General features: G+C 42.1%; 34 protein-coding genes. 28 read left to right on the top strand and 6 right to left on the bottom strand.

What is annotated here, in order from left to right; genetic code table 11:
* Nucleotides 1–724: 724 nt before the first annotated feature.
* The 3 genes from BIW15_RS07925 to BIW15_RS07935 all read right to left on the bottom strand — a co-directional run bounded on the left by BIW15_RS07925 (nucleotide 725) and on the right by BIW15_RS07935 (nucleotide 2630).
* Entirely contained in the window at nucleotides 725–1294 is a 570-nt protein-coding gene (locus tag BIW15_RS07925; RefSeq protein WP_077280773.1) for a hypothetical protein, read from the bottom strand.
* Nucleotides 1295–1365: 71 nt separating this feature from the next.
* Nucleotides 1366–1935 (bottom strand): hypothetical protein, encoded by a 570-nt coding sequence (locus BIW15_RS07930; RefSeq protein WP_077280774.1) that lies wholly within the window; start codon nucleotides 1933–1935, stop codon nucleotides 1366–1368.
* Nucleotides 1935–2630 (bottom strand): AHH domain-containing protein, encoded by a 696-nt coding sequence (locus BIW15_RS07935; protein ID WP_025501167.1) that lies wholly within the window; start codon nucleotides 2628–2630, stop codon nucleotides 1935–1937. The genes BIW15_RS07930 and BIW15_RS07935 overlap by 1 nt, the downstream gene beginning before the upstream one ends.
* A 298-nt stretch (nucleotides 2631–2928) precedes the next feature.
* Here BIW15_RS07935 and BIW15_RS07940 point away from each other — a divergent pair, with 298 nt between their 5' ends.
* The 28 genes from BIW15_RS07940 (at nucleotide 2929) to BIW15_RS08070 (ending at nucleotide 23338) form a co-directional block, all read left to right on the top strand.
* On the top strand, nucleotides 2929–3264 hold the full coding sequence (locus tag BIW15_RS07940; RefSeq protein WP_005495385.1) for a YegP family protein: 336 nt from the start codon (nucleotides 2929–2931) through the stop codon (nucleotides 3262–3264).
* A 241-nt stretch (nucleotides 3265–3505) separates the two neighbouring features.
* On the top strand, nucleotides 3506–4258 hold the full coding sequence (locus tag BIW15_RS07945; RefSeq protein WP_179115246.1) for a peptidoglycan-binding protein: 753 nt from the start codon (nucleotides 3506–3508) through the stop codon (nucleotides 4256–4258).
* On the top strand, nucleotides 4255–4425 hold the full coding sequence (locus BIW15_RS25075) for a hypothetical protein (RefSeq protein WP_153644856.1): 171 nt from the start codon (nucleotides 4255–4257) through the stop codon (nucleotides 4423–4425). The genes BIW15_RS07945 and BIW15_RS25075 overlap by 4 nt, the downstream gene beginning before the upstream one ends.
* A gap of 437 nt (nucleotides 4426–4862) precedes the next feature.
* Complete coding sequence (locus BIW15_RS07950; RefSeq protein WP_025557487.1) at nucleotides 4863–5339, top strand: hypothetical protein; 477 nt, start codon at nucleotides 4863–4865, stop codon at nucleotides 5337–5339.
* Complete coding sequence (locus BIW15_RS07955) at nucleotides 5317–6756, top strand: phage terminase large subunit (RefSeq protein ID WP_077280775.1); 1440 nt, start codon at nucleotides 5317–5319, stop codon at nucleotides 6754–6756. The genes BIW15_RS07950 and BIW15_RS07955 overlap by 23 nt, the downstream gene beginning before the upstream one ends.
* On the top strand, nucleotides 6756–7823 hold the full coding sequence (locus tag BIW15_RS07960; protein WP_077280776.1) for a hypothetical protein: 1068 nt from the start codon (nucleotides 6756–6758) through the stop codon (nucleotides 7821–7823). Before BIW15_RS07955 ends, BIW15_RS07960 begins: the two co-directional genes overlap by 1 nt.
* A gap of 12 nt (nucleotides 7824–7835) precedes the next feature.
* Complete coding sequence (locus BIW15_RS07965) at nucleotides 7836–8330, top strand: hypothetical protein (RefSeq protein WP_140270984.1); 495 nt, start codon at nucleotides 7836–7838, stop codon at nucleotides 8328–8330.
* On the top strand, nucleotides 8327–9229 hold the full coding sequence (locus tag BIW15_RS07970) for a hypothetical protein (RefSeq protein WP_024702639.1): 903 nt from the start codon (nucleotides 8327–8329) through the stop codon (nucleotides 9227–9229). Before BIW15_RS07965 ends, BIW15_RS07970 begins: the two co-directional genes overlap by 4 nt.
* Before the next feature lie 61 nt (nucleotides 9230–9290).
* Complete coding sequence (locus BIW15_RS07975; RefSeq protein ID WP_069498028.1) at nucleotides 9291–9953, top strand: hypothetical protein; 663 nt, start codon at nucleotides 9291–9293, stop codon at nucleotides 9951–9953.
* Between the two features lie 111 nt (nucleotides 9954–10064).
* Entirely contained in the window at nucleotides 10065–10991 is a 927-nt protein-coding gene (locus BIW15_RS07980) for a hypothetical protein (RefSeq protein WP_021454014.1), read from the top strand.
* 48 nt (nucleotides 10992–11039) lie between these two features.
* The gene (locus BIW15_RS07985) at nucleotides 11040–11339 is read left to right on the top strand and encodes a hypothetical protein (RefSeq protein ID WP_139103770.1); all 300 of its coding nucleotides are present in this window, start codon (nucleotides 11040–11042) and stop codon (nucleotides 11337–11339) included.
* Nucleotides 11339–11875 carry a hypothetical protein gene (locus BIW15_RS07990; protein ID WP_021453462.1) on the top strand — a complete coding sequence of 179 codons (537 nt, stop codon included), beginning with the start codon at nucleotides 11339–11341 and terminating at the stop codon, nucleotides 11873–11875. Before BIW15_RS07985 ends, BIW15_RS07990 begins: the two co-directional genes overlap by 1 nt.
* Nucleotides 11868–12278 carry a hypothetical protein gene (locus tag BIW15_RS07995; protein ID WP_021454039.1) on the top strand — a complete coding sequence of 137 codons (411 nt, stop codon included), beginning with the start codon at nucleotides 11868–11870 and terminating at the stop codon, nucleotides 12276–12278. Before BIW15_RS07990 ends, BIW15_RS07995 begins: the two co-directional genes overlap by 8 nt.
* Nucleotides 12271–13302, top strand: coding sequence for a hypothetical protein (locus tag BIW15_RS08000; protein ID WP_077280778.1), 1032 nt, complete (start codon nucleotides 12271–12273; stop codon nucleotides 13300–13302). The genes BIW15_RS07995 and BIW15_RS08000 overlap by 8 nt, the downstream gene beginning before the upstream one ends.
* A complete protein-coding gene (locus BIW15_RS08005) occupies nucleotides 13302–13739 on the top strand; it encodes a hypothetical protein (protein WP_005495347.1) in 438 nt (145 codons plus the stop codon). Before BIW15_RS08000 ends, BIW15_RS08005 begins: the two co-directional genes overlap by 1 nt.
* Nucleotides 13739–14101 carry a hypothetical protein gene (locus BIW15_RS08010; protein ID WP_031819766.1) on the top strand — a complete coding sequence of 121 codons (363 nt, stop codon included), beginning with the start codon at nucleotides 13739–13741 and terminating at the stop codon, nucleotides 14099–14101. The genes BIW15_RS08005 and BIW15_RS08010 overlap by 1 nt, the downstream gene beginning before the upstream one ends.
* A 159-nt stretch (nucleotides 14102–14260) precedes the next feature.
* Nucleotides 14261–15532, top strand: a complete 1272-nt coding sequence (locus BIW15_RS08015; protein WP_077280779.1) for a hypothetical protein — start codon at nucleotides 14261–14263, stop codon at nucleotides 15530–15532.
* Complete coding sequence (locus BIW15_RS08020; protein WP_005495342.1) at nucleotides 15529–16110, top strand: hypothetical protein; 582 nt, start codon at nucleotides 15529–15531, stop codon at nucleotides 16108–16110. Before BIW15_RS08015 ends, BIW15_RS08020 begins: the two co-directional genes overlap by 4 nt.
* The gene (locus tag BIW15_RS08025) at nucleotides 16107–16427 is read left to right on the top strand and encodes a hypothetical protein (RefSeq protein ID WP_005495340.1); all 321 of its coding nucleotides are present in this window, start codon (nucleotides 16107–16109) and stop codon (nucleotides 16425–16427) included. The genes BIW15_RS08020 and BIW15_RS08025 overlap by 4 nt, the downstream gene beginning before the upstream one ends.
* Nucleotides 16417–16860 carry a hypothetical protein gene (locus BIW15_RS08030; RefSeq protein WP_005495338.1) on the top strand — a complete coding sequence of 148 codons (444 nt, stop codon included), beginning with the start codon at nucleotides 16417–16419 and terminating at the stop codon, nucleotides 16858–16860. Before BIW15_RS08025 ends, BIW15_RS08030 begins: the two co-directional genes overlap by 11 nt.
* Nucleotides 16861–16990: 130 nt before the next feature.
* A complete protein-coding gene (locus BIW15_RS08035; RefSeq protein WP_021454060.1) occupies nucleotides 16991–17263 on the top strand; it encodes a hypothetical protein in 273 nt (90 codons plus the stop codon).
* The gene (locus BIW15_RS08040; protein WP_077280780.1) at nucleotides 17260–18918 is read left to right on the top strand and encodes an Ig-like domain-containing protein; all 1659 of its coding nucleotides are present in this window, start codon (nucleotides 17260–17262) and stop codon (nucleotides 18916–18918) included. The genes BIW15_RS08035 and BIW15_RS08040 overlap by 4 nt, the downstream gene beginning before the upstream one ends.
* A complete protein-coding gene (locus BIW15_RS08045) occupies nucleotides 18918–19280 on the top strand; it encodes a hypothetical protein (protein WP_021454295.1) in 363 nt (120 codons plus the stop codon). The genes BIW15_RS08040 and BIW15_RS08045 overlap by 1 nt, the downstream gene beginning before the upstream one ends.
* A gap of 2 nt (nucleotides 19281–19282) precedes the next feature.
* Nucleotides 19283–19585: a hypothetical protein gene (locus tag BIW15_RS08050; RefSeq protein ID WP_021453695.1), complete on the top strand. Its 303-nt coding sequence runs from the start codon at nucleotides 19283–19285 to the stop codon at nucleotides 19583–19585.
* Nucleotides 19582–20400 (top strand): hypothetical protein, encoded by an 819-nt coding sequence (locus BIW15_RS08055; protein ID WP_077280781.1) that lies wholly within the window; start codon nucleotides 19582–19584, stop codon nucleotides 20398–20400. Before BIW15_RS08050 ends, BIW15_RS08055 begins: the two co-directional genes overlap by 4 nt.
* 11 nt (nucleotides 20401–20411) lie before the next feature.
* A complete protein-coding gene (locus tag BIW15_RS08060; RefSeq protein ID WP_077280782.1) occupies nucleotides 20412–21890 on the top strand; it encodes an Ig-like domain-containing protein in 1479 nt (492 codons plus the stop codon).
* Nucleotides 21890–22291 (top strand): hypothetical protein, encoded by a 402-nt coding sequence (locus tag BIW15_RS08065; protein WP_005495325.1) that lies wholly within the window; start codon nucleotides 21890–21892, stop codon nucleotides 22289–22291. The genes BIW15_RS08060 and BIW15_RS08065 overlap by 1 nt, the downstream gene beginning before the upstream one ends.
* A gap of 3 nt (nucleotides 22292–22294) precedes the next feature.
* Entirely contained in the window at nucleotides 22295–23338 is a 1044-nt protein-coding gene (locus BIW15_RS08070; protein ID WP_025633802.1) for a hypothetical protein, read from the top strand.
* 37 nt (nucleotides 23339–23375) lie between these two features.
* Here BIW15_RS08070 and BIW15_RS08075 read toward each other — a convergent pair whose 3' ends face one another.
* From BIW15_RS08075 to BIW15_RS08085, 3 genes are all read right to left on the bottom strand, one after another.
* Complete coding sequence (locus tag BIW15_RS08075) at nucleotides 23376–23930, bottom strand: outer membrane beta-barrel protein (protein ID WP_077280783.1); 555 nt, start codon at nucleotides 23928–23930, stop codon at nucleotides 23376–23378.
* A 432-nt stretch (nucleotides 23931–24362) separates the two neighbouring features.
* The gene (locus BIW15_RS08080) at nucleotides 24363–25007 is read right to left on the bottom strand and encodes a Vat family streptogramin A O-acetyltransferase (protein WP_373270264.1); all 645 of its coding nucleotides are present in this window, start codon (nucleotides 25005–25007) and stop codon (nucleotides 24363–24365) included.
* 330 nt (nucleotides 25008–25337) lie between these two features.
* Nucleotides 25338–26285 carry a DMT family transporter gene (locus BIW15_RS08085; protein WP_077280787.1) on the bottom strand — a complete coding sequence of 316 codons (948 nt, stop codon included), beginning with the start codon at nucleotides 26283–26285 and terminating at the stop codon, nucleotides 25338–25340.
* Between the last annotated feature and the right edge of the window lie 22 nt (nucleotides 26286–26307).

Here is a 26307-nt window from a genome sequence, read left to right on the forward strand (position 1 = left end):
CATCAACCACTAATGGCATAGGTCCTACAACTTGAAAATAGTTACCTTTATAATTTTCATTTTTGGTCTGAGAAAAAGCCGAGCCAATTGACATAAATAACATTAAAAACAGAGTTATTGTTTTGAATTTAATCATTTTTAGTATTTGTTTAAAAACGGGGCATGGATGTTAGCTTATTAAGTTTTATAAAGTCAATTGATGGTTGGGTTTTATTTATAGATATTGTGGATAAATACAACGCGCTGAGAATAATTTCTTTCTATTAATGCTAGTCCAACAAGATATTCTTATTGATAGAATTAACCATTTAGATTAAGAAACGTTCAAAAATCTTCTTACTTAAGTATAGAATTTAATCACAACTGGATTGATTGTGGTCTTTGATGGGGTAAGTCATGATTTTAATAGATATGGCATCTAGATATCAGATTTACCGAAATATAATGTTGCCTATATTTTGCCTGATTATTCACCAAAGCTAGCTCTAGGCGTTATTTTCCTGATGTTGTGATGTAGAAATTACGGCCTATTAACCTTCCTTAAGGTTTCTGCTCTTTCCTTTCTTAACTATTGGTTATTCTTTAGTTGTGGCACTGAAAAAAGCACATCTTAGAAATTCTTTTTAAGAGGATTGGCTGGTAATACCAGAGTCGTTGCAAAGCACCTTAAAAACCAAAGCAACGTAAAAATATTGAGAGTTGTTAAGGCCTCTCAAACGTATTACTAGGCACATGGGCTATCTGAAATGATACCTAACTCAACTAATGAATCTGCACTGGTAATCGTCCGCTCCAACAAAAAAGAATCTTGTTCGATGCGTTTGAATATTTCGTAGTCATTTAACCCTTGCTCTGAGTAAAGGTATACTTCTCTGACTTTTTCGTAAAAATCATCGTCCGACAACGTATGAATCGCAAGTCTATTTACCCAGGATTTACTATCAGAAAATTTATATACATAACGCCAAAACTCTCGCACATCATTATTGTTAGCGTCAAGAATTCCAGCGTATGTTAGAGCCCCAATAGAATGCTGTATGTGGTATGACACAAACTCCGGATAGGTTTTAAATGCGGCTTCCAAGGCAAGAATGGCAGCTCGTGTTAAAGGAACATATTCTTCAAAGTCACCGACCTCTCGAATTACCAAATCGACTCTTTCTACAACCCATACTCCAACTTGAAATATTGGATGATAGTCAATTTCAAAATTTATAAACGACCCGGACTCTAAGCTGCTAGTGATATCATTAAAGTAGTTCTCATTCCAAAAATCCTTTTCACTCCAATTCATAGTCATCTCCCTACAATTTTCACATATGGATTTTGCTCAGGCCATTTCAAAAATTATTTACATTATTACTTCTAAAACACGCTCAGCAGCTCTTCTTCAAATCGGAGTCCACGCAAGTCATAGTGGTCACATAAGCGTTTAAAAGATTCAGTGGCATACAGTCTTTGACAACCTTCAAGTCGTGATTTAAATAGATATCGCTTCTTGATATCAGATTCTTCGAAATAAAGTGTTTCGTAACCATCTTCGATGCCATCAAGATATTTCTTCACGCAAACAGATTCGTCTTCTTGGCCAAAGGAGAGGCAGTTAAATACATAAACTTGTTCCTCTCCGACAGTTACCAATAGAAACTCACCTTCATTTTCTAAGGTGGGTTTTAATATTTCGTAAGCACGACGGGACAGTACTAGGTATGTCATAGACCACAGCGACACATCAGGGATGTCAGCGTTAGTTCCTAAAACGTCATCGAATGAGGCGGATACATTTTTCCAAATATCTAGTAATGACGTGTTCTGAGAGCGCTGGCGGTGTATGGTCATTAGATGTTGTTTGCCTATGGCACCGAAGAGTTCCGTTGGACCTAATTGCAAAGCCTTGTAATCATGCGGCATCTCTTTCAATTGGTAGACGTTCATTATTCACCATTCCAGTTCGGGTTTTTGCTAGAAATCATACCTTCGGGGTAAGTAGAAGTTTTCAGTTTAATTTTGATATTACGAAGACGGTTAATGAACACATCTTTTTTAAGAGAGTCACTGCTTAAATTTGTAACTATCCATGTTTCATAGTTATAGCGATGAACTTTTTTATGTGCTTCAGCATCTGGAGAACTCCAATGTCCTTTGTCTTTCACATTTCGAGGTAACCAAACACCATTAGATGGGTCATTGATTCCAAGACCAAACGTATGAAGGTTGAGTCTTGCAAGCATCATTTCCATTTTTCGGAATTGCCCAGCTCCCATAATAATATGGTGAGGATCATGTCGTTTAGTTGGCTTGATTTCACCGATACTGGTTAGGTTTCTTGCCAAAATACGGGTAGGGTGATGAGGTTCATCCATTAAATCGTCTGGCGAAGTAGCTGCGCTTCGCTCTTGATATTCTGTAAGTTGTTTTTGTAATGATACCTGTGCGCTTAAGCTACGTCTCAAGGTTTTGAGGTGTTTCAAATCTTCTTGAGAAGCTTTTAAAGATTTAGGGTCGCTCTCATCCAAACTTTGATTATAAAGTTTAATAGCCGAAACCTCATATCGGTGTACGGCTAGTTCAAGTGCCGTTGGATTTTTGGGACGTAGTGGTACAGAAAGTGGTTTGCCTCTAGGTTGCACAACATAATCTCCATTTACGATTGTGCGCTTACCATATGCACAACTACAGATAGCTTCAACGCGAATTAATTGATATTGAAATTAGCTCTCAAAAATGTCCTTGGTTGTTTATAACTCTATAGATGGCGGCTACCTGTGAGTGCATTAAGTTCTTTGAGAGCACACCTAAAGAAGCGAGAGCACATTACTCATTCAACATAATTGAAAGTTTTGAAAAATTGATTATGTTTTATATGGTCGGATGTGCATACGTCTATGTCTTTAATGGTTGATTTGTCAATAATATTGTGGGGCTTCTATGTCTGGAAAATTTGAACTTTATAAAGATACAGCGGGAGAATATCGCTTTCGTTTAAAAGCAGGAAATGGACAAAATATCTTAGCTAGTGAGGGTTACACAACAAAATCAAGTTGTGAAAATGGCATTGATTCAGTGAAAAAGAATGCGCCTGACGATTCAAAATATGAAAGGAAACAAACTGTAGCTGGGAAATACATGTTCAACCTAAAAGCTGGTAACCATCAAGTGATAGGTACAAGCCAATCTTATGAAAGCGCAGCGTCTCGAGATAACGGTATTGAATCGGTAAAAACCAACGCACCAAACGCACCAATTGAAGACCTTACACAATAGTTCTTTAATTAGTCGGTCGCGATGAGTTCCTTTTAATTATGTGAAAAGGGTATTCGTTACGAATTTTTCAGTCTATTGTGACAGCATGAGACTTCGCGACTCACTGTTGCAACATCTAAATTATTTTATAACCGCCCATTGTGGCGGTTTTTTTATGTCTAAATAGAGTGTTCTTATGTTGAAATTTTTCTCGTCCCAAGCGGTATCGACGCGCATAAATGCAGTTTTGTTTCGGGGTGAAATGACAAAGGAGCAGTCATTGGGTTGTGAGCGCTATATGCTTGCTTACTTTTTACTGCGCTCTAAACGAATGCGTATTCCACTGAGTTACTTAGCCTACTCACTAGCTACTGTGTATCACGAAACCGCATACAACATGCAGCCTGTCGAGGAGTATGCTAAAGGCGTTGGCCATGAGTATGGGATACCAGATCCAATAACAGGGCAAACCTATTACGGGCGAGGTGATGTTCAGGTCACATGGAAATACAACTACGAACGTTTAAGCCGATTGCTATTTAATATTTATACGTTAGAGCAGGGTGTCGACTTGGTGAATAACCCTAACTTACTTCTTACTCCAATCTACTCTGCACAAGCCACTTTAATTGGCATGGCCACCGGCTTGTTTACCGGCTCAAAGTATTCAGATTATTTAGACCAAGAAACTCCCGATTATGTAAACGCTCGTCGAATCATCAACGGAACTGACAGAGCTGAAACTATTGCCGGATACGCACACGATTTTGAGCGTGCCCTAAAACTCGCTTTTGGATTTTCACTGGATAGAACAACGGTAAGAAATGGTTCTCGCGGCGTGGATGTGCGAGAGCTACAACTAAACCTTGGCTTAAATGCTGACGGCATTTTCGGTAATGGTACCGAAGCAAGCGTTAAAGCGTTTCAAGACAAGTACGGCCTTTCCAATGATGGAATTGTCGGAAAAAACACATGGAAGAAAATTGAAGCAGTATTTTATTGGGGCGAAGCATGAAAACTTTAGCAGTGGTTGTGTTTGTACTACTCATCAATGGTTGCACATCGGTAGCCTATGTCGAGAACGGGGCAGTAAGTGGCTCGCAGTGCAAGAACACGGTAAAAATTGACGATAGTGGTTTGCGAGCTGTCAGTATGTGCTCGGGAGACAGTGAAGAGAAATGAGAGCGTTATTAATGTTAAGTGTTTTGTTAGCTGGTGGGTGTACTAGTTACCACGTAGAACAAAACAGTCGTAATGGAATGGCTTCATGTGGAGAGAAAGGGTCATCTGGAAACATCATTCTAAAGAAAGAGTGCAAAATTGAAGTTGATCCAAAAGCAGGGAAATAGCGGTTTTTGAGGAGTACTTGTGCGTACTCAATAACTCCCCAAAAGCTTATAGAAAGTAGTATCTAATTGTTTATTTCTATGCGCTTTTAGTTCAAAACGAATATCAAGCCCAAACGAAAAGCATCAAAAGTGCACTTTTCGGAAATCACGATTTTAGAAAAGCCGTTTTGCTACTCCCACATCATGGGAGCGGCAGCGGTTTTTTTAATTTCTAATTCGGGCATTTCAGACACGACAGACTTACAGGCTTTACCAAAACGGGAGGTATAAATGTCTCGCAAGACAAAAAGAACGCGAGCGCGAGACAATAAGTTTTTTGAAACTTTAGAAAATGGCGGTCTTATTATGACCGTATCAAACGCGGCTAAAATAGCCGGATATTCTCGTTCTAGCGTTTATGACTACAAAAACTCAGATCCAGTATTTGCTAAGCGTTTTAACGAAATCATGGAAGAACGTTATGACGAGTTAGAGGCCACCGCTTATGACATGGCCGTAAATGGAGATATTGATTACAAGATTATTGTTGATAAAAACGGGAAAAAGAAAACTGTTCCTATAAGAAAGCGACATGCAGGAATCGTTACTTTTTTAATGTCAGCAAATCGACCTGAAAAGTATCGTTCTAACTACAAGCCTCCAGTCATTGATGAAGACCTGCCTGAAGGTGAGATAGAAAGCAGACTAGAAGAAAAACTCGCAGCACTTCTTGAGGTGGATTTAAATGAAACCGATGACCAAGAGTGACAAGCTGTTAGATGTAGTCCTGAATCTCACTCCTGAAGATATTCAGAAGATACTTTCAAAATTAAATACTGAGGAAGAAAAACGAGAATTTGATTTTCTCATTAGTCAGTATGCGAAAAACACACTTCGTAAAATAAAGCAAAAATTTAGTATCCCGAAAATCTACCGCGACATTTTTGGCGATGAGGCTGCTAAGTACATAGTCTTAAAGGGCGGTCGTGGTTCAGGTAAAACCTTTGCGATTATCTGTTACATGCTTGAACAATCGTTTGAGGAAAAATACCGCGATTCGCTTTTTTTGGTTTTACGTGAAATCCAGACTTCAATTGAAGATTCCGTTCACTCAGTCGTTAGTGACTTAATCAAACAGGCTGGTCTTGAACAATATTTCAAAATTACCCATAGCAAAATCATCAACAAACTAACGAATGTTGAATTTGCATTTACTGGCTTGCGCTCCACAGCCGGCAAAACAGCATTTAGCCAAGTAAACAAAATTAAGGGTAAGCATAAAGTGCGCATGGTCTTCATGGACGAAGCGCAGGATGCTTCACAAGACTCTCTTGATGTGCTTTTCCCTACAGTAAACCGTTCAGGCAATGTTTCGTTTACGTCTGAATATGAGCGCCTGTTGAGGTTGGCATTTGGTGCGGAAGAGGTTGACTTAACAGAAGCTCGTTTCTTCTTCGCAATGAACCCTAACTTTGCAGAAGATCCGGTAATCACGAAAGTGCGAGCATTTGGTGACCAAGCTGTCATTAAGCATATCAACATTTTCGATTTACCTAATCGCTATCAAGACACCCAATTACTTGAACAAGCAAAAAGGGAGAGAGGCGAGGTTACTTGGCCACACGTTTGGCTTGGTGAGCCTTCACCGAAAATTTCCGGCTACCCATTTGCAGAAACGCCGGTGGTTACAGCTGAAGAAAACGAAGAGCTGTTGCCGTGTGTTGCCTTTTTGGACCCTTCCTACAAAGGCGGCGACTTTACGGCTTTATCCTTCGTTTCCCAGACTCGCGGATACGTATTCGCGTGGGGATATTGCTTTCCTCATTCTTGGAACTCAGCGATTGACCAAATTGCCGAAAAAATCAATTTGTTTCCGGTTGTTGAGTTTTATTACGAGGACAACGGAGTCGGGACAGCTCCTCAGGATTATTTCTCCGTTCGTGGCATTGATGCCATACCACGTACAACGCTAGGTAATAAGCACGACAGGATATTTCGTGTCGGAGCGTTTTTGAACTTAATGCGTTTGCGACTTGTTGAAAACTGGTCAAATCAAGAATGGCTCACCCAACACAAGAAATTTAATAAAGACGCTGAGCACGATGATGCACCGGACGCTACAACAAACTGCGCCGTAAGAAGCGGTATTGTTTCAGACAAGATCAAAATAAGAGGTAGACACTAATGGGCATATTTGACGAGCCAGAAGATAAAGCTGGTGGTTCCGAGTCGCCTCCTGACAAAAAACAGGATTTTGAAAAATATTACCAGTTCCTTCGCGCCAAAGACCCACGATTGCTTCCGGTTATTACTGAATTTGACCCGTTCTCATTGGCAAGAGAGCGATATATTGAAATCGCTATTCGAGAGCTCTATTCGCGCATTATGTATGTGACGCTAGAAATTGTCGCAATACCAGATGAGATAGGAAGCTCGGATTTTTCAAAAACGATTTACGATTCTCACTCTCCAAAACTACAGCGTGGTTTGATGTATTACGTCATTGAGGCCTTGTCGGAGGAGAGTAAGATTGTGCTTCGTAAGCGGCCAATCCACGGTCGTGAGCACGCTTTCTATTTCGAAGAGCGCACGTATACCGTTTTCGCTAAAAAAGTAAATAAGCTCGATTTTGTTGAGTTGGATTTTGAAGAATTCCATCGGACAGAATTGTTAGAGGCCTATTTCGGAATGGTGTTTGATGCCATCGTTGGCGCAGCAAAGCTAATACGTGTTGGCGGGGCTGTACTTCTGAAGATTAGTGATTTAAGTGAGCTCATTTCAGACAAAGAGGTGCTAACGGCTGTCGAAACGCAAATCAATAAAATCAACGATGCGCTCAAGAAAAGCAGTGTGGCGTACATTGATGCTCAATCGGCTTTAGAAATGCCAAAGGTCGATGTTAAGCCCGTCAAGGAGCAGCTTGAGTACGCTTACTCTCTAATCTGTAACGCAACAGGCCGTCCAATGTCATTTATTAACGGTCAGTTGGTCGGTTCCCTTAATTCAACGGGTGACGGTGACCGCAAGCAAAACCGCTTGGCTTCAGTACGTGATTTTAACGAGGTACTAAGGGGCGTATTTGAATCGGTCTTTGGCGCCGACTTTATGATTAAGCCCGACATTGAACAGTTGCCAGAAATATCCAACTTCTTAAATTCAATCGAAATGAGCTCGCTTTTCACTGACGACGAAAAGCGAAAAATGGTTGAAACCGTTCTACCCATTGCCGAGCTAGGAATTAGCAAAAATTAGTAAGGGGGCAGCATGTATCTGTATCCCTACACAATGGCTGAAAACCTACTTGATTGGTTTGGGATCAATTTTGAGCGTATTTACAACGAGCATGGAGGAATGCAGCGTGAACAGCTAAAACTCATCAATAAATATTCAATTCTCATGGACGCCAAGTCCAACGCCTACATGACGATCAAAAGGCTGGAAAAATCCAAAAACAAATCAAACTTGGATTTCGCAGCAAACATCAAAAACACAATGACTGGCACGCTCAGCAGCGAGATTGTTCAAACCCTCTCAAGCTCAGAACACGCCGACGAAATCATCATTGAGTGGCAACCATCTTCAGCAGAAGAGGAACGCGCCACGCACGCTCTGCACTACGGTAAACGCATGACCATTAAACAGGCTGAAAAATTAGGGCTTGGGGCTGAGTACAACTGTCAGTGCGGAATGAAGATTACATCTGGGCAATCTCACGCTCAGCAAATTGTTAATAAAATCAATCGAGGTAAAGCAGCATGAATTTACATCAATTACTTGCACTACTATTGGCTGGCGGTAATCAAAACCAATTTAGCAACGAACAACAAAACCCACTAATCGCGCTTTTGAGTGGTAATCAACAACAGGATCCAACGCAGCAATTAATTGCGTTATTAAGTGGTGCTACTGGTCAGCAGCAAAATGCGATTAATCCGAAACTGTTACAGCTCTTGAGCGGTGGTCAGCAACCAAATGACGCGAATGCGCAATTATTGCAGTTATTGGCTGGTGGTAAGTCACAACAGCCTAAAGATGATGCATCAGAGTTGCTTTTGCAATTATTGACCGGAGGTCAACAGCAGCAGCCTAATGCTACGCCTGATGTCAATAAACTGCTTGAACTGTTAGGTGGCAAGCCAACGGCTGGGAACGAAGATGATGACATTCTTGCAAAACTTCAGCAACGCCTAGAAAAGCAGAATGAAGAAGAGAACACAGAGGCGGACTTAACTGACGCTATCAAGTTCAACCTTGAATTCGACAAGTTCATGGAGGACAACTCTGAAATGTTTCCTGATTGGTTTGATATTAAGGAAGTCAAAGAAGACGTTGAAAAATGGGCTAAGACACCGGCTGAACGCGCTCAGGGTCTTGCGGCTGCCACGGTTCGCGCCTTTTTCAAAAATGAAAAAATGCTCGATTTATTAGAAGAGCGTGACCGCAATACGGTTAAAGAAAAAATCATCAAAGACGGCATTAAGTCTCACGAAATTGATCGCAAGCTTGCATGGCCTTTGATTGAACGATCAATGTTTAATAAAGGCAAGCTGGAAGAAGGTGGTCGTGAAGTCTCTGTCACAAAAGATAGTGAAGCCATGAAGGACTACGGCTCCATTTTCGAAATGGGCCAACAGGCAAACAACGCTGAATCTGCGTAAACGAAAACTCAATTCGTACATTTAAAGCAAAATAATCAATTCTAGAAATAAGGAGAGCATCATGGCTCGTGAAATTCCGTTAGGTGCAACTCGTTACGCTGGTAATAGTGACGTCGTTTCCCCTTGTGCGTTTGAAGGTGATTTGGTTGCTGGCGTTGCGGTTTCCTCTGTAGCCGTTAGTGGTGAACAACCTAAAGTAGCTCTGTTTAATGGATCTGCGTTTGCTGGGTTCGCAGTCCACGACCTTTGTAACATCCGTAAGGTAACGGGTGTTGTTGAACAAGGTAAGGGCATTCCTGTTCGTGTAAAAGATGGTGTAACGCTAGCGGCTGGTAATGGCTTTGCCGTTGATAATGCCACAGGCGAAGTGGTACCGATCGGCACCGCTGACTCGACAGCCATCATGGGCAAAATTGACGAACTAGACATTAACGGTTTGGATGAAAATTGCGAAATCGTTGAGGGCTGCGTTTTAGTGACACTTTATGGTGGCTCTGCTCCTGCGGGTTCTGATGGCGCAGCTGGCGTAACGAGTGTAAATGGCAAAACGGGTGACGTAACACTAGTTCCTGCTGATATTGGTGGTGTGGAAGAAGCACCTGCGGATGGCACGCCTTACGACCGCCAAGACGCGGGCTGGGTTGCGGCTTCGGCTCCAGCCGGTGCGCCAACGCCAGAAAGTGCGGATTCTAAAACAGCCTCTCGCTCTACAGCGAAAAAATAACTGATGCCAAACTCACACTATGCAGAGTAAGGCCAACATTAATTTGATACCAAAAGGGCTTAGCCAGGATGACCGGCAAGCCCTTTTTTGATACCAGAAGGAAATCAAGATATGGCAACTAACGTTGTATGTAAATCAAAGGTCGAGCGTCGCTACAATGCAAAAATCATGGGTAGCAACAAGCGCACATACGTACCTTACACCGCCAATCTCGCAGGCACTGATGAAGATTACTCAGACGGTAAATTACAACAGGCAACAGTAATTCATATTAACTATGATGTGACTGGTAAGTTCCCAGACGATAAGTTTGCTGAGGCGTTAACGCCATCAACCACTGAGCTGGCTCAAGCGCATGCAAAAGAGGTTGAGTTCTCTTACCATCGTCAACCTACTCACATTGAATTTCGCTTGTCTAGCATGCAGAACGTCAATGACGTAAACATCAATGCGGGTCTTTTAAACCGCCTATTGATGCAATATGACTATGAGCACTTCCATGGCAAACACGGTAACAGTGGCATGATGCAAAATAAAAATGCCATTGAGTATGATGAAACAGTGGTAACCGTATCGGATATTTCTGGCGTACTAACGGTGATTAACGCCATTTACGAAGAGCAAGCCAAAGCTCTTGGCCTAGGCGAAGCCGATCACGTGAACATGACTTTAAGTTACACATCAGATATTGCAGCAATTATGCGCAAGCCGATCACGTCGTCTGGTGGTGACGTGGTGACGGGCAAGTCTGCGGTGCAACGAGCTTATGAGAACGTGAAAATGTTAGAGGTTCCATCCATTCTAGGGACTAGCTCTCATATTTCATTGACTTACCGACCTGCGGTAAATAACCACCATGGTTCAGTACCCGGTATTTACTCAAAAGAATCGGGCGATCACGGTTTGGTTCAAAAAAGCTTATTTACTTATGAAAGTGCAGCTAACGAGCTTGAGGCCAAAGGTTCTTACGTTTACCAACTCACTGAAACTGCAGCGTCTCGCGCTTTGAAAGAGCGTGCGAAAGAAGCAAATAAATAACCGGTCAAAGTAGGGGCTCATTGTTGAGTCCCTTTTCTTTTGGAGAGAATGATGATTTCCGAAGATTCACAAATTCTCATCGACACAATACTTCGAAACTGCGGATCAGAAGCAATGCTTCAGGATGAGATTGATTTTGCCAACGCTGTCAATGCAAATCCAGAAAGTGAATGTGAGTGCTATCAGTTTTCACAAAAGGTGCTAATTGAACGAGTTTCTCAAGATAGCAATAAACGTTTCACTCTGGTTCGCTTAAAGGCGCTGGCAGAGGCTAACGGGTGCTCTCTTTCTGATAAACAGCCTGTTGTGAAACCTGCCCGAATTCCAATCATTGGCGGAGGCTTTTAATGTTCACGTTGGACATTGAACTGGATTTCACCAATTTAGAAAAAGAGGTGAAAGACTTTAATTCCCACCATATTCGAATTGGCGTTTTAGACAAAAGCAAAACGGCAAGAATGGCTGACCACGAAAAACCACTTAAATCGTTTCAAGGAAAGCAAGCGTCTCGGGTTAAGACTGGTACCCAAGGTAAGACCAACCTAAAAATGACCAAACTTGCCGAATACATGGACACCCGATACGGGGTTTTCTCAAAAGCGGAAAGTCATTTTCAAAACCAAGATGTTATCCGAGTCACCAACGAACTGATAAGGCTATTCAATGCTGGCTCAGTAAGCCCTGAAATGATTCGTCGTATTGAGAGCGCAGCCCGCGCTTTAGTGCGCAACCCGATCATGCGAAAAGACTATGGCAGCAACGCTCGAACAACGATTAAGGGCGGGACCGGTTACAACGGATACAACGTTCAAGGTAAAGGTTTTGACTGGCCTATGGTCGATACTGGCTCATTCTTTAACTCGATAAAGGCTCAGTATGTTTAGAAAAGCTCTACATGATGAGATCCGCAATATTTTCGGTCTGAAGGCGGTTGATTGGGCTGGGGCGTTACATGACGGTGCTGACATTGTTTATGTCGAATACCTAAGTGTGCGTGAGCAGTACTTCTCTGAATCACACATTCGCTTTTTTGGGATCATTCGATTGTCGCTCGCTGATATGGGGCGAGATAAGCCTGTTTTTGGCGTCCTAGGTAGCAAGTTTGATCGCTATAAAAAGCGCAGTGGCAGTAAAACCTCACTGGCTTCAGTAAATATGGAAGCCTCATCCGATTGGCTCTCTGTTGGCGTCCTTTCAGTGGCTAAAGAATTTCACTTTGCGTGCGAAATCGAGTTCGACAAAACACGCGAAAAAATCAAACATTTTAAGTGGATAGACTATGAGTAATACACTTGTTTTCGATTATGCGGTGAGCATCAGTGAAGCTCAATCCGCTACAGAGGCCGACTACAGTTTTTTGTATAAATGCCTAGTTATGGTTACTGGTAGTTACACGCCACCAGCGGAAGAGGGCGAGGAAGCCCCAGTAAAAACCAGTAAAAAATCAGCCAAGGCAACACGCGATATTATTGACCCTGCGTTGTACAAAGTAGTGCCAATTTATGATCCGACGCTTATTGCCAATTACACGGAAAATACAGAAGTTCAATACTTGATGACTGGTGGCTTGGAGAAATTCTATTTGCTAATTCTTGCAGATGAAGTTGATCCAGAAAGCACAGATGCAATCGACTTTGATCCGACCGATTACTTTACGCTTTGCTTTTCTAAAGAGATTGATATTGCAACGGCGCAAACTATCGACTTTACGGATTTTGACGGCGTGAGAGCTTACGCTACCAGCGACGAAGCATTGGCTGAACAAATCGCGATGAAAGATACCGTCTTTCTTGATGATTCGGGTTCATACACTGGATGCTATGAAGCGTTTGGTCGATTACTGTCACAAGCTTACTGGCGAAATTGCCAATACTACGTGCTTGATTCATCCAATCCTGCGTCAGTAGTGTTTACTGTAGGCAAAGCCGACGATTTGTTTAACAAGCGTATTTCTTTCTTCTTGAATGGCTCTGATGGGCCGACTTTAGGCTTCTTTGGTAATGGTGGTTCCGCAATTACTAAAGCTTACATCGACCGTCAAGCACAGCTAAAAACACAAGAGGCGATCACCTCTTACATTCAAACCAACGAACCGAACAATACAGCCGTTCAGCGAGTAAACATTGAAGAGGCCGCGTCCGAAGTTATCGAGACTTACGAAGGCTTCCCATATTTCTACTTAGATCCTGATGCAAATAACTACATTTCCATCGTCAAATCTGATGAGCAATATGTGGTTGGCGGTAAAGCAGAAGTGAAAGACGCTGAACCTATTTGGCGTGCAAGAATTGAAGTAACGGAGGCTCAATAATGGCTGGCAGCAATTTTCGAATTGGGGAAATGGAAACTACCGTTGTTTATGACGGTGAGGAATACAGCTATATCTCGGTGATTGAGCTTGGACGAAACAACCAAAAGGTAGTGCAGATGTTTTGCGATCCTAATGGTTATGGTGACGGTGAAATTGTCGGTACCGGATTAACTCAGCCTATCGAGCTATCAGTAAAGCTTCGAAACGTATCTCAACAGCATTTGGAGCTTTACGTAAAATTGTTCTTAGGCGAAGAGCGTTTTCAGTTCACATCGTACAACAAGAAAAACGGACGAACTCTTGTTTCCAAGCAATGTATTTTGAAAAACGATCCTCGCAATGGCACTGCGAATGAATCCGAATCTACGTTAGACGTTGAATTGACTATTCAAGTCGCGCCTAAAAACTTCAAAGATGAATTTAAAGCGGTGGCGTAATGATAGCTAAATTTAAAGGGTCAAAAGCATGGAATGCTTATATGGCTTATTTAGGGTTCATTCTTCACCTTCCACGCGCTAGAACCATGCGCATTCAAGGGCTTGTCGATCACGACCAAGCAAAACAGTATTTCACTTCGCTGGATGCGGAAAACAAGAAAACGGTCATCATGGATTTAATGGAATTTCAGCGAATTGACTATTACGACATGATGGCGCTGGTGGCTGTCCATGAAAATAAACATGGTATGTCAATCGACGCTTCTAGCATTGACAACTACGAGTTGCCAGAACTTGCAGAAATGGTGTTGGAAACTTTGGTTAAGTGCTCGACGCTAAAAGACGCAGGGCTTTTTTTCTAAGCCCTACCGAACTTGAGGAACTTGCTAAGTTCCGAGTCGCTGGTGATGGGTTTGCCGCTGACATTATTGAGAATAGTCCCGATATCGACGGCGGCGATCTTATTGGCCTGATTTTGCGAAGAGCTTATCGACAGTTAAAACAACAGGAGGAGATGGCTAATGGCGGCTAGTTCAGAATTTATCCTCGCTCCTAGGCTCGATGAACGCAAAATGAAAGAAGAGTCGAAGAAAATGGAAGTGCAGCTTCGACGCGCTTCAAAACAGGCAGCAGATGACTTTGAGTTTTGGTTCGGTAAAGGCTTCGAGAAGGGAGCTGAAAAGGGCAGTCAAAAAGTAAAATCTAAACTTGGTAAGTTACAAGGCTTCATGATCCTTACTGGTGCCAATCTTGCCAGTGAAGCGATTGCAACGGCGGCTGGTGTGGCAAAGGATATTGCCACTAAAGCTTTTCAAGACGCAGAGGAATACACCCAAATAGCCAGAGAGCGCTTAAATGAAATGTCGGACATTAGCGATACGGCTGATGCTTTAGGCATCAACAGAGGGCGCTACGCTGCTCTTAGTGCGGTTGGCATATCTGCTCGTCTAGATCAATCTGACATTCGAGGTATTTTGTCTGGTTTTGTTGGTGCCCTAGAGCGTCCAGAAATGGCATCGTACAAAGAGGCAGCAAACCAAAACGGTATTGAGAATGCGTTTCTGGATTTTGCCGGAACAATGGCAAAGCTTAAACCGGAAGTTGCAGCCCAATACATGAATGATGTTTTCGGTGATGAAGATGCATTGCTGGCCTCAAGATTCATGAAACCTTTCAAAGCATTACTCGCTGAAAATAAAGACCTCACCTTTCAGAACATCATGGACACAATGCTTGGCTCAAAAGTAAGGACAGAGGAACTAGACAAAGCGCTAAATCGCTCTGACAAATCATCAAACATTTTGGCAATCGGTGACGCCAAGGCTTTTGAAAAGAAAATCATAGACGGTGTGACGCAAGGCCAAGCCCAAGCGGTGGTTTCTTCCGACGCTTCCGAGGCTAAACGCATTCAAGCAAACTTGGATGTTTTGGATCTCAAAGTAAAAGGCAAGATCATTGCCGACGAAGCAGAAATAGCCGCTGTTAAAGTAGAAAACTCTTTTGTCAAAAGCACCATATCTTACGCTAGCGAGTTAGCCAAGCGAGGCAGCGATCTAATCAAAGCTGGACAGCAGCCAATCAATAGCATGGAAACTTGGGAGGCGTTTTTCGACAAACTCATTCAGTTTGGTACCTATACGCCAATTGAGGCTGCAACAGGTAAAACCCCAATGCAAATGTTTGGTGATTACGTTGAAAAACGTGGGGGCGAGATTAACCAAATGATGGTTGATATTGCTGAGAAAGAGTCACGTAACAACAAAACCAGAACAGACGTAGGACCGTTGAAATGATTTCAGAGAAAGCACCTCCGCTGTTCCTCATTTATCTCGATGATACGTTGTCGAGCGAAGAGCAAAAGGAACTACTTGAACTAGACGCCAAGGCTGATTTAACGAAAGACGATCAGGCGCGCATTAAGGTTCTGACCGAAGAATATCAAGACTTGCGAAAAACTACGCCAATTCCCATTCCAATAATTGGAGATTTAATCGGCATGATACCGGACGGATACAAACAGTCCGTCGTTAAAAGTATCGACGTTGCTGGTGGTACGCCAGTGTTAAAGGGGAACATCAACACTTCGACTATAACGCTCCGAAGCAGTAGTAGTGACTTTATAAACGCCATGATTGGTTTAGCTAGTTGGCTTTTCCAAAAGCAAGATTCGTTACCGCGAGTTTCCTTTTTCAGTCCAGAAATGGTGATTATTGGTGGCACGCTATTAAACATGACGTTGGCGACCAAATCGGATACGACAGAAAAAGTCTTAACTTTCGAAATGCAAAAAGGTGACACATCAATTATTGGTAGTTCGTCATCGCAAAACCAAGTAACCAATATTCCCAAAACAGTTGAGGTTTTAACATGAGCAAAAATCTCGTCCTAATGGGGATTGCAGTTGATGATTTCACTTGGTACGAAGTGGGAAAGGTAGAGTCATTTATTGCTCGAAGTCTTCCTCAAATCGTTAACGAGCTGGCGGTCGACGGTGAGCCACTAACGGTCGTCACGGTAAACCAAACAGAGGTGACAGGATACGAAGAAATGCAAGTTGCCTTGATATTCGAAAACCTGTTTTTGCCTGTTTATGAAAATGGCGATTTCTACATCAAACCTAATGGTAAATATGCCACCAGAAAACGCGGTGACGGGTACGCGCTGCTAGGGATTAGAAATGAGAGTTAGAGCTACGTTAAACAGTGACTATCTCCTCTCGATGGAATATTGGGAGAGAAACCACTTTTACGCTTCCTCTTTGCCTGAACTCGTACCCACAACGCTAGGCTACACGTTCGCCAAATATGACGAAGTGCCCAAACAGATGATCCAAGGCGCAGAGTTTCTAGAAGAGCCCCAACCAAGGTCGAGGGCAATTAGCTGCGCAACAGATTTTCTCGAAGAGCTTGGTTTTACACTGGATGTTAACGCTGGTGATTTTGTGAAAACGGAAAACATCCTAGAAAGAGCAAATCGAACAATTGTCACTGACGCTTATCGTTTTGTCTGCAACCACATTCCCCAACTCAACTATCCATACAACGGCAAACGTATCGTTGCCATCGACGGCGACTACGATCTAGCTACCCAAACTTTCAAGGGATCGCTTTCGTTTCAATAGCCTCAACTGAGGTTTTAAAAAGGAAGCAATACCCAAACAAGCTGCGCTGGTTACTGCAGTGATGTCAGTTTGATACCAAATTGGCGTATTCGCGCAATCTGGCCAAGCGCTTAAATACCAAAGGTGAATTATGACGACTTTAGCTAACCAAGCATCGGTGTTTGGTGAATGGACCGATGCTGGCGTTCCTGATGGCTCAGCTGTACTTGTGCAAAACCAAAGTTCCGATGGCATTGGTATTTACATTTATACCGGGACTGATGCGCCAGCTGAGTTTGAAGGGATTTTAGTGAGAGACTGGATTTCTTTTACGATGAAAGCTGGCGAAAAGCTTTTCCACACACCAGCACAAAAACCACACGAAGCATTTAACCAAACATCAATTAGAGTCGATGCATCATGAGCTATTTCGTGCACATCCCATTTCAACGCGGAATGGTGGCACCACCTACGGGAAGTGGATCCAGCGTGATCTCACCCGTAAGTGTGACTATTAACGAAACCATTAGTTCGCTTAACGTAGGGGATTCTGGGTTGTTAACGGCTACCGTGTATTACAGTGACAGCTCACAGGTAAATTCTTCAGATGCACCAAATGTTGTCAACTGGTCTTCATCTGATGCGACGGTAATGTCGATAGATACAACCGGAAATTACGAGGCTGTTTCGCCTGGTACCGCAAGTATCATCGTTCAAGTTTCAAGCGACAGTTCAATACAAACATCGACTTCGATTGAGGTAAGTTCAGCAAAGTTGGTTGAGCTGTACAATTTTGGCATTTTTGATGAGCCAGAATCGGACGGCGGTAACTTAGTTTATGACACTGGATATTCCAATAAGCAGCCTTGGCTAACCGTCGAAGAATACGAAAACAACATGTCAGACTTGGGCAACAAGCTTATTGCTCAGGCTGGCGACGTTGTGTATGGCGGTGTGATGATTTTTAGCTCAGAGCTAGAAAGGGCAATCGTCTCTCTCTACAAGCGAGTCGAAGGTGGTTATGAGCTTGTGCTTGATAGTGGCGAATTATCCGGTGTGGTTGGTATTAACGAATTTCACTTAGTCGAGTTCTCGGTGCCAGAAACAGTGCTAGAAGAAGGCGAACAATACTTTTTAGGCGTAATGAATACGTCATCGTCAGAGGAAGGGGCCGCTGTGGTTTCATCACGCAACGAGCTATCAAATAAATATCCACCAGCAATAGCCGATGAATCTCCTGCGCTGTTACTCGACTCCGAAGTCGATTCTACGTCGCTATGGTCAAGAGCCGCGATATTCAAAATCTCTCGAGATGTTACTGACTGGCACAGCATGACTGCCGCGAGAATTGTTGATGGTGAAGTCAATGGTTTTAACTCCTCCCATGGCAGCATTGTGCCTAGCGATGTAAATGGTGGCACTATCATTGCTCTGGAAGCGTCGACAACCAGTAATTGGATTCGAGTAACTGTAGATACCGCCGCTTTAGGTAAACCATTCGCTGCGATTTACCTTGAGTACAAGGGTAAGCAGTACGTGGCACCATTCACTACTGGGTTCCGATATGAACTGCACGATACAGCGAAAACGTCGGATCTATTTAACGCCCTTGAACAAAACATAGGCGTAGAAAGCAAAATGCAGATTATTGGCCTAGCTTCCGAGTCTTACGACTTTTCGCTTGGGATCGGCACACACAGCACTGCGTCAACGGAAAATTCTGGCTTTAAGTCTTCTTGGGCTATGGGTAGCTGCAATGGCGAGTTCCCTGTTACAAAAACTCAAGTTGATATGCTCTATGCCTCAAGTGGTCTTGATGCTGATAGTAATCCGCAGTTTAAGATTTTCTTTGGAACGGCAAATTCCGAAAAGTGGTTTAGCGCAAACGCAGTAATTCTCAAGATTACTTTTGAGGATTCAACAGAAATTACCACGCCAAGCCTTCCTTGGGTTTCAAGTAAATATCAGATTATTGATGCGTCGGCTCAGGCGGTTTTTGATGCCCTCACAGCAAAAGATGGTCAATCGGTGGTTGTGCATGTTGAAGCTGACCTAAGCCTACGAACGAAGGATTTCTGATGAAACTACTAAAAGCAATAATTTCAGATGGAAAGCTTGAGGTCGAAATTGACGGTAAAACCTACCAGCCAAACGATGTAATCAACGTATCCGCAGGGGAAGCTGACAGTGAAGGTTTTCTCATTATGGGCGAAGAGTTTTCAATCTACATTACAAATACTCAGTTAGACGCTCAGGCAATCATAGACAAGGCGATTGGTATTGCTGAACAGGCTATCTCAATTGCAGGTCAAAACGTTGTGGTGTCCGTTACGGGCGGCTCTGGTTCACCAGCAGTTGGAGAGGTAAGAGTGCTTGATGAAGGTGCCAAGAGCCAACTTGAACAACTCAAATCAGATCTCGAAGATTTAAAACTGAGGTAATTATGGCATCGCTAAGTGGATATTTAGGGAAAGGGAGAAACGTTGCTCGCTTCGAGAACAACTTTCAAACCAATCAAGGCAGTTTGTACTACGCGCCTAGTATTGGTTTTGATTTTGATTACTGGTACATGCCAGAGGTTAACTTTAACGCAGCAGCTTTTAACACATGGATTATTAACGAATCAGTGAAACGTTCGATTATGGTTCTTAACAGTAAAGTCGAGGTTGAAGGCTTTACGTTAAAAATGAGTTACACGTTAGCTGGCACCGCAGACACTCAATATGTTACAGGTTCATACACATGATATGGGATTCATCTACGGGTCTAACTCCTGATGACTTTGACACGATAATTGAAGCGTACTTTGAGGCGTTTAAAGAGTCAGATGATAAATTCTCTGGCTTGGCGTTTAACACCTTTGTCGCTAGTGATGAATACAAAGTGTTTTATGCTAGTGCGCAAATCGATATGACCATCGAAACCATCATTGCATCTCTCTTCGTGAAAATGTCCGAGTTTATCCAAAACTCAAACTTAAAAATAAACAATCCAACAACAACCCCAAATGCCCTCATTGCCGGGCTTGAAGAAAACTTTGGGTTCAAGTCTTCCATTATGCAAATGACGGAAGAGAATTCAGGGAAAATGCACGTTGCCATTGATTACACTCCTTCGGCTAACATCAACTACCAAATCGCGTCGTATATGGAAAAAACGGCTGTGGTTGCGAGTACCTACATGGTCGGTGATATCGAGCAAAACATTGTTCTAACCAAGGGTGGCGTTGAGACTTACCGATGGACCGCAAAAGAAGAAAAGCCGATTTTGTGGAAGCTCACTCTCACTAAATCAAGAAACACAAATGCAGTGGTCGATAACCAAGATGACATTGTGAGTAAGTTTCTTGCCAACTTTGATGCGTTTTTTTGGATCGGAATGGATATCGAACCAGAAAAGTATTTTGAAATAAACCGTGATGCTTTGTATGCGTCAAACATCAAAGCCGAGTATTCGTTAGATGATGGTACCAGTTGGTCGGAAGGCATTTATAAAACACCCTATAACGTAAAATTCATTCCGAACTTGCCAGTAGAGAATGTGATTATTACTGATGCTTAATTGGAGAGGAAATGACGCAGTTATTTCGAAACGATGAAGCGTGCGAGTTTTTCTACAATATAACCCTCACAGCTAAGCAGCGAGTGATCATTGATGAGTTAGTTCAGATGAACTCTGAAATGGTTGGTTCAAAACCATTTGGTTACTTGCTTTACGATAACAACACATTTCCGGTGCTTACCGGACTTAACCGCGATTTCTTTGCCGAAAACTACATGGCCATTTTGCAAGCAATGCAAACGGCAGGCACTTACGATTCATATACATTGGTCATTGAGCAAGTCGTAGGTAATGGAGTAGGGATACAGTATTCATCACCAAGGCCAAGACATTTAGTTATCAATATCTACAATGTCGAGTCGTACCAATCGAGACTGATCACTCCATCGAATCTATGGCTGGTTACGCCTTCTAATTTTGGATTGCTGGTACCGCAACCAGTATCGGAGTTTAAGTTGGCCCAACTTACCAAAATATTAGAAGTTCTCGCTAACCCATCTGGTACCTACTTAGAAATCACGTTTATTGAACCTATATTGCCAAACGCAGTGACAATATCTGGCGTTCCAGCTTCGGTATTTCGAGGTGATACTGGTACGTTGTCAGCGACAGTGATTTATAGCGACGGCAACTCATCAACTACAGCGGAAGATTCTGGAACAGTCACATGGTCATCTAGCGATGAGTCAATACTTACAATCGATAGCTTAGGCAATTTTAATGCCTTAGACGCTGGCTCGGTAACGGTAACGGCTTTAGCTACATCCACCGATCCTGCTTATGGCAATAATATAAGTGGCGATGCAACGTTTGACATTTCACCAGTCGTACCTTCATCAGTTATCGTGTCTTCATTTCCAGATACGGTTTTTTCTGGCGATACTGGAACACTTACCGCGACAGTAACGTATGTAGACGAGCACGTCATAAGTACGTCAGATAACCCTAGCGTTGTGCAGTGGACGTCAAGTAATGAGTCAATATTAACGATTGATTCTAATGGCGCCTATACAGCTATAGCTGGTGGTGACGTTACAGTTACTGCCTTAGCTGTATCGGAAGATGAAACTTACGACGACAGCGTTTTTCAAACCATCACAAAAACTATCACTGCGGTTGTTCCTACCGCTGTTTCTATTACAACGCCAGTTCCCGAGCTTGCAGTTGGCGACACTGGCAGAACTACAGCTAGTGTGACGTACAACAACGGGATTGCAGTCAGTTCTACAGATAACCCATCGGTTGTGAATTGGAGCTCAAGTGATAGTACGAAAGCGTCCATAGATGCCAACGGATATTACTCGGCCTTAGCGAAATCTGATGAAGTGACATTCACTGCTACATCATCCGAGGACGCCACTTTAAGCAATGGCGCAACTTTCAAAATTACGGATTTTGACTACACAAAAACAAAACTGGTAACACCAGCAAACCTATGGTTAATCACCCCAGCCAATGAGGGCATTGCCGTACCACTGGAGACTAAATAATGAGCGACGTTGAGAAGTTACAATCAGAATTAGAAGCTATGGCAAAGCGAGTTGTAATGCTTGAGCAATTTATAAATTCAGCAACAAGAAGTGAGCCGGCAGGAACAACGACGGTAGGTTCGCTAACTAATATTTCAGACACTCAGCTTGCAGATAACCCACTGTTTTATGTTGAGCATGCTGATGGTGGATTGAATGTTTATTTGAGTCAGATTGTGGCTCAAGCACAAAAAGATATAGATGCTGGATCTATTACCTCTGGTACGTTAAACACTGGTCGATTGCCAGTTATTCCAATAGCGAAAGTACCAGCAGCAAACAACTCTTCAGCGGCGGGATCTGGTTTCGGTGGTTTTCGTTATACCGTTTCTGGAAGCATGTTAAACCTGTATACGAGTTAATTTATGGCTATCTATTTTAATGGTGTAGAAATCGGAACGTTAAAGTTAAATGACGTTAATATTGATGAAGTTTACCTTGATGGTGAAAAGGTCGCGCGCAAACCGATGATAACCACTCAACCAGTGGGTGGTACAATTACGGACTCTCAAAACTTAACGCTGTCCGTTGTCGCTGATGGTCTAGGATCCACGTTGTCTTATCAGTGGTACAACGGAAGCACTCCAATCTCTGGCGCCACTGGATCTAGCTACGTGTTTACTCCGTCATCAACTGGCAACCATACGTTCTTTTGTCGTATATTTGGCTTTGGTGGATATACGGATACAAGCACGGTTACGATTGTTGTTGAACCGTCAATTGTGGCACCCACAATCACAACAAACCCATCGAGCGGAACAATTACAGAGGCACAAGACTACACTGCTTCAATTACCGTTGATTGGGGCGGGGAAACGGGAACAATCGTTTGGTTCTTGGATAATGTCGCACAACCTAGCAGCAACTCAACAACTTACACATTTGTTGAGCCAAGCTTGGGGACTCACACAATCAGAGCTGAAGCAACCAACTCAAAAGGTAATGCTGTTTCAAGCGATGCAACACTCACAGTTGATCAAGTTATTTCTGTGATGACTGTTACTGATAAAGGAGTTACCAAGCCAACAATGAGAGGCTATCAGCTCAACGTATTTGGCTCTTTGACTAATCCAGAATATACAATACGGCCACCAGTAGGAAAACTATACGACATCATTGCTAGGGATGGTTTGATTGATGGCGCATCAGGTGCGCATATCATGGATATTAAATTCTCAGCAGATACGACGACATATACAACCTTTGTTGTAAAAATGGGCGGTCTTAGCGTAACTTTTACTTACAACACAGATAATTGGTTTATTAATACAGAAGTTGATGCGGATGGTAATTACACATATACGGCATTGCTTTTAGATGATCTTGTGGTTGGTGATGTAAGAACACTTTGGGATCTTATCTGGAATGGAGTTGGAAACGATTATCCATTTGAAATCGATATTTCATAAATAAAAAACGCCGCTCGGTTTGAGCGGCTTTTTTTGTTTAAAATTTATATCCAACGCTTAGATTTAATCTAACGTCTCGATCATCAAAATAATCAACATCTGTTACACCAATACCATAAGCAAGGGAATTACTTATCATCATAAAATCAATGCCATATGAGATGCCGTAATTGTCTTTTCTGTCCGTATTGATGAAATCCTGACAACCTAACAAAACTGAACAATTTGTGTCTGCAAATTTGTTTTTGTATTTGCTATATGTAAAGCCAATTTTTGGCATAACATAAAATTCATCTATAACACCATAAGTTAAACCGCCCATGATGTTATAATGTTGAAATGATTCCGATTCTTTGCCTACGTTTTCTACAAAATTACCATCTTTATCAAAATTTTGTGCATCAGCAGAAAGAGTAAAGCCAACATTTCCAGCACCGCGAATATGAGAGAATCCAATGCCAAATAATGCTTGGTTTTCCCCAGCAAATTTAGTATCCGAATATCGCAATGATATTATCTCATTTCCATCTGGTTCAATTGTCGATGCATTAGCAAAGAATGGTATAAGTAAAGCGAATAAGACTTTTTTCATAACTTCTCCAATATCAATAAATTAAAGGTGTTTAGACTTAATGTAATAGGGCATTTCAGGCTCGTTAAGTTAGCGGGTTGTCAGTAGTTTTCTTTTTGAGTTCCCTAGTCACGTTTTTGAGTGCACGAAAGAAAAAGAGTGGGGGATTAGATTGGTTGAGAGGGTGAGTTTATGGTCGGTGTCTGCAAATAAAAAAGCCCTTGCAAAATAGAAAGGGCTTTTTTATTTATAATGTCTAACCGAGTTACCAAGCGAAACCAAATCGGAACCATAAAATGCTATGGGTATGCATCACTTTTAGGGAAGTTGTTAGTACCGTCCCATTCCATGGGAAATGCCACCAAAATCGCTTCTGGACAAAAACGATTTAGGGGATTGCCCTAATTCGTTTCTGTCAGATTAGAAAAAGTATTTTGAAACCTTGAACGTTTGTTATGAGCCACTTTCTACTAAAAGCAAATCTAATTCGTTGTGTGTTATTGCTTTTAGGTTTTTAGTTATTTTCTCTGCACTCCAATTCCACCATGCAACTTCTAACAACTTATCTATGACATTTTGCTCAAAACGATACTTCAAAATCTTAGCGGGATTCCCACCAACAATACTATAAGCAGGTATATCTTGTGTCACAACAGACTTACTCGCGACGATAGCACCATCACCGATCGTTATTCCGGGCATAATGGTTGAGTCATACCCTAACCAAACATCATTACCAATTACTGTATCACCCTTATAAGGAAGTTCACCAGATTCTGGGGTTGAGATTTCCCAACCATTACCAAAAATAAAAAAAGGATAAGTTGAAAAGCCTGACATATTGTGGTTTGCACCATTCATAATAAACTTAACGTCTTTAGCAATAGCACAAAATTTTCCAATTTTTAACTTATCACCAATAAAAGGAAAGTGATAAAGTACATTTCGTTCGAAGTTTTCAGCCCCATCAGGATCGTCATAGTACGTATAATCTCCAACTTCAATATTTGAAGACTTAATATAGTTTTTCAGATAACCAACTTGAGGAAAACCTTTCATTGGCTCTTTATCATTTGGGTTTGGACCGTACAAATTCATTTCTCCATATTCGCTCATGTAGCCGCGTTAAGAAGTGAGCAGCGCTACCATCTAATCTAACCTAAACCATAAACCCGATTAGGACTAAAACCGCCACGCGTTGCGAACCTACCTGAAAATGCTTGTTAAACATGACGTTGAACTTTGAAGCTCTAATAGCCCACGATACATGATTGCATTAAGATTAACTGTAATCCTTCAGGTGAACAATTCCACCATTCCAGTCGTAATAATTCACTGAAACTGATTAATCAAAACGTTGTTTAATGTAGATGGCGGTATTACTGCCTCAAACACTATAAGCCGCGACACCTTTGGTCATTTTCGAACTCAAGTCGAGTCCTGATTCGCTAGATCTCTTCTAGTTTGAATAGCCTTTTGATGCTTATTCAATGTACATATAACAAAACCTACAGATGTCACACCTAGAGCTAGTAGTTCACTGATTGTGATTGTTTGTTCGAACAAAACAATTGCGAGCGAGATTGATACTAAAGGTATTAGTGCAGGAAGAGTTGACGCGAGAGTTGCCCCTAAATACTTAACTGCATTAGCGAAAGTAAAAACTACGACAATTGAAGCGACCACACTCTGAACTACAATCTGCGTAACCCAATGCTCAATGGGCAGGCTAGACAGTCCAGAATGGGCATTGGTAATGTAAACTGGAAAATAGATTACACCCGACACAATGTTCATCATTAAAATTGTGGAAACAAGCTCAATCTTCCACCTCTTCAACAAAATTGTGAAGGAAGACCAAGCCAACCCTGCAAGTAAAAACGCTGCTACCCCTATATTGCTTTGATGCTCGCTACTCGAAGGGCTGTTAATCAAGGAATATAAACCGAATACAATGACTAGAGTACCAATCACCTGAGCCTTGCTAACTTTCTCCCCCATCCTAGATAGCAACAGCATGGTAATTACCATCGTAAATGTAGGAACCATAACACTTGCATAAGACAAAGGAGTGAGTTGCATTCCCTTATTTACTAACCAGCCATATAACGGTCCAGCTAACAGTGCGAATACTGTCGATCTCAGCCAAAATGATGATTTCGCAATTTTTCGATAGTTAATTATTACAAAAGGCAGACATATCATACCCGCGACACAATAACGAAGCATCGTTAGGTCATTGGGCAAAAAGCCATTTTGTAGTGCATTGTGCGTACTAACATTCAATGCTCCCCAGCAACTTACCGTCACGAGGCCATATCCAAGTCCTTTGACTAAATTCCCTTTTCCAGTCTTTTTCGAGTTATTAGTGTTCATTAATTCTTCTAGATTGTGTTTT

Source organism: Vibrio sp. SALL6, assembly GCF_002002385.1.
In the GTDB taxonomy this organism is placed as follows: Bacteria; Pseudomonadota; Gammaproteobacteria; order Enterobacterales; family Vibrionaceae; genus Vibrio; species Vibrio parahaemolyticus.

Bases quoted from the DNA above. Each gene is read 5' to 3' on its own strand.
- BIW15_RS07925 (WP_077280773.1), bottom strand. From the start codon at position 1,294: ATGAATTGGAGTGAAAAGGATTTTTGGAATGAGAACTACTTTAATGAT.
- BIW15_RS07930 (WP_077280774.1), bottom strand. From the start codon at position 1,935: ATGAACGTCTACCAATTGAAAGAGATGCCGCATGATTACAAGGCTTTG.
- BIW15_RS07940 (WP_005495385.1), top strand. From the start codon at position 2,929: ATGTCTGGAAAATTTGAACTTTATAAAGATACAGCGGGAGAATATCGC.
- BIW15_RS07945 (WP_179115246.1), top strand. From the start codon at position 3,506: ATGACAAAGGAGCAGTCATTGGGTTGTGAGCGCTATATGCTTGCTTAC.
- BIW15_RS25075 (WP_153644856.1), top strand. From the start codon at position 4,255: ATGAAAACTTTAGCAGTGGTTGTGTTTGTACTACTCATCAATGGTTGC.
- BIW15_RS07950 (WP_025557487.1), top strand. From the start codon at position 4,863: ATGTCTCGCAAGACAAAAAGAACGCGAGCGCGAGACAATAAGTTTTTT.
- BIW15_RS07955 (WP_077280775.1), top strand. From the start codon at position 5,317: ATGAAACCGATGACCAAGAGTGACAAGCTGTTAGATGTAGTCCTGAAT.
- BIW15_RS07960 (WP_077280776.1), top strand. From the start codon at position 6,756: ATGGGCATATTTGACGAGCCAGAAGATAAAGCTGGTGGTTCCGAGTCG.
- BIW15_RS07965 (WP_140270984.1), top strand. From the start codon at position 7,836: ATGTATCTGTATCCCTACACAATGGCTGAAAACCTACTTGATTGGTTT.
- BIW15_RS07970 (WP_024702639.1), top strand. From the start codon at position 8,327: ATGAATTTACATCAATTACTTGCACTACTATTGGCTGGCGGTAATCAA.
- BIW15_RS07975 (WP_069498028.1), top strand. From the start codon at position 9,291: ATGGCTCGTGAAATTCCGTTAGGTGCAACTCGTTACGCTGGTAATAGT.
- BIW15_RS07980 (WP_021454014.1), top strand. From the start codon at position 10,065: ATGGCAACTAACGTTGTATGTAAATCAAAGGTCGAGCGTCGCTACAAT.
- BIW15_RS07985 (WP_139103770.1), top strand. From the start codon at position 11,040: ATGATGATTTCCGAAGATTCACAAATTCTCATCGACACAATACTTCGA.
- BIW15_RS07990 (WP_021453462.1), top strand. From the start codon at position 11,339: ATGTTCACGTTGGACATTGAACTGGATTTCACCAATTTAGAAAAAGAG.
- BIW15_RS07995 (WP_021454039.1), top strand. From the start codon at position 11,868: ATGTTTAGAAAAGCTCTACATGATGAGATCCGCAATATTTTCGGTCTG.
- BIW15_RS08000 (WP_077280778.1), top strand. From the start codon at position 12,271: ATGAGTAATACACTTGTTTTCGATTATGCGGTGAGCATCAGTGAAGCT.
- BIW15_RS08005 (WP_005495347.1), top strand. From the start codon at position 13,302: ATGGCTGGCAGCAATTTTCGAATTGGGGAAATGGAAACTACCGTTGTT.
- BIW15_RS08010 (WP_031819766.1), top strand. From the start codon at position 13,739: ATGATAGCTAAATTTAAAGGGTCAAAAGCATGGAATGCTTATATGGCT.
- BIW15_RS08015 (WP_077280779.1), top strand. From the start codon at position 14,261: ATGGCGGCTAGTTCAGAATTTATCCTCGCTCCTAGGCTCGATGAACGC.
- BIW15_RS08020 (WP_005495342.1), top strand. From the start codon at position 15,529: ATGATTTCAGAGAAAGCACCTCCGCTGTTCCTCATTTATCTCGATGAT.
- BIW15_RS08025 (WP_005495340.1), top strand. From the start codon at position 16,107: ATGAGCAAAAATCTCGTCCTAATGGGGATTGCAGTTGATGATTTCACT.
- BIW15_RS08030 (WP_005495338.1), top strand. From the start codon at position 16,417: ATGAGAGTTAGAGCTACGTTAAACAGTGACTATCTCCTCTCGATGGAA.
- BIW15_RS08035 (WP_021454060.1), top strand. From the start codon at position 16,991: ATGACGACTTTAGCTAACCAAGCATCGGTGTTTGGTGAATGGACCGAT.
- BIW15_RS08040 (WP_077280780.1), top strand. From the start codon at position 17,260: ATGAGCTATTTCGTGCACATCCCATTTCAACGCGGAATGGTGGCACCA.
- BIW15_RS08045 (WP_021454295.1), top strand. From the start codon at position 18,918: ATGAAACTACTAAAAGCAATAATTTCAGATGGAAAGCTTGAGGTCGAA.
- BIW15_RS08050 (WP_021453695.1), top strand. From the start codon at position 19,283: ATGGCATCGCTAAGTGGATATTTAGGGAAAGGGAGAAACGTTGCTCGC.
- BIW15_RS08055 (WP_077280781.1), top strand. From the start codon at position 19,582: ATGATATGGGATTCATCTACGGGTCTAACTCCTGATGACTTTGACACG.
- BIW15_RS08060 (WP_077280782.1), top strand. From the start codon at position 20,412: ATGACGCAGTTATTTCGAAACGATGAAGCGTGCGAGTTTTTCTACAAT.
- BIW15_RS08065 (WP_005495325.1), top strand. From the start codon at position 21,890: ATGAGCGACGTTGAGAAGTTACAATCAGAATTAGAAGCTATGGCAAAG.
- BIW15_RS08070 (WP_025633802.1), top strand. From the start codon at position 22,295: ATGGCTATCTATTTTAATGGTGTAGAAATCGGAACGTTAAAGTTAAAT.
- BIW15_RS08075 (WP_077280783.1), bottom strand. From the start codon at position 23,930: ATGAAAAAAGTCTTATTCGCTTTACTTATACCATTCTTTGCTAATGCA.
- BIW15_RS08080 (WP_373270264.1), bottom strand. From the start codon at position 25,007: ATGAATTTGTACGGTCCAAACCCAAATGATAAAGAGCCAATGAAAGGT.
- BIW15_RS08085 (WP_077280787.1), bottom strand. From the start codon at position 26,285: ATGAACACTAATAACTCGAAAAAGACTGGAAAAGGGAATTTAGTCAAA.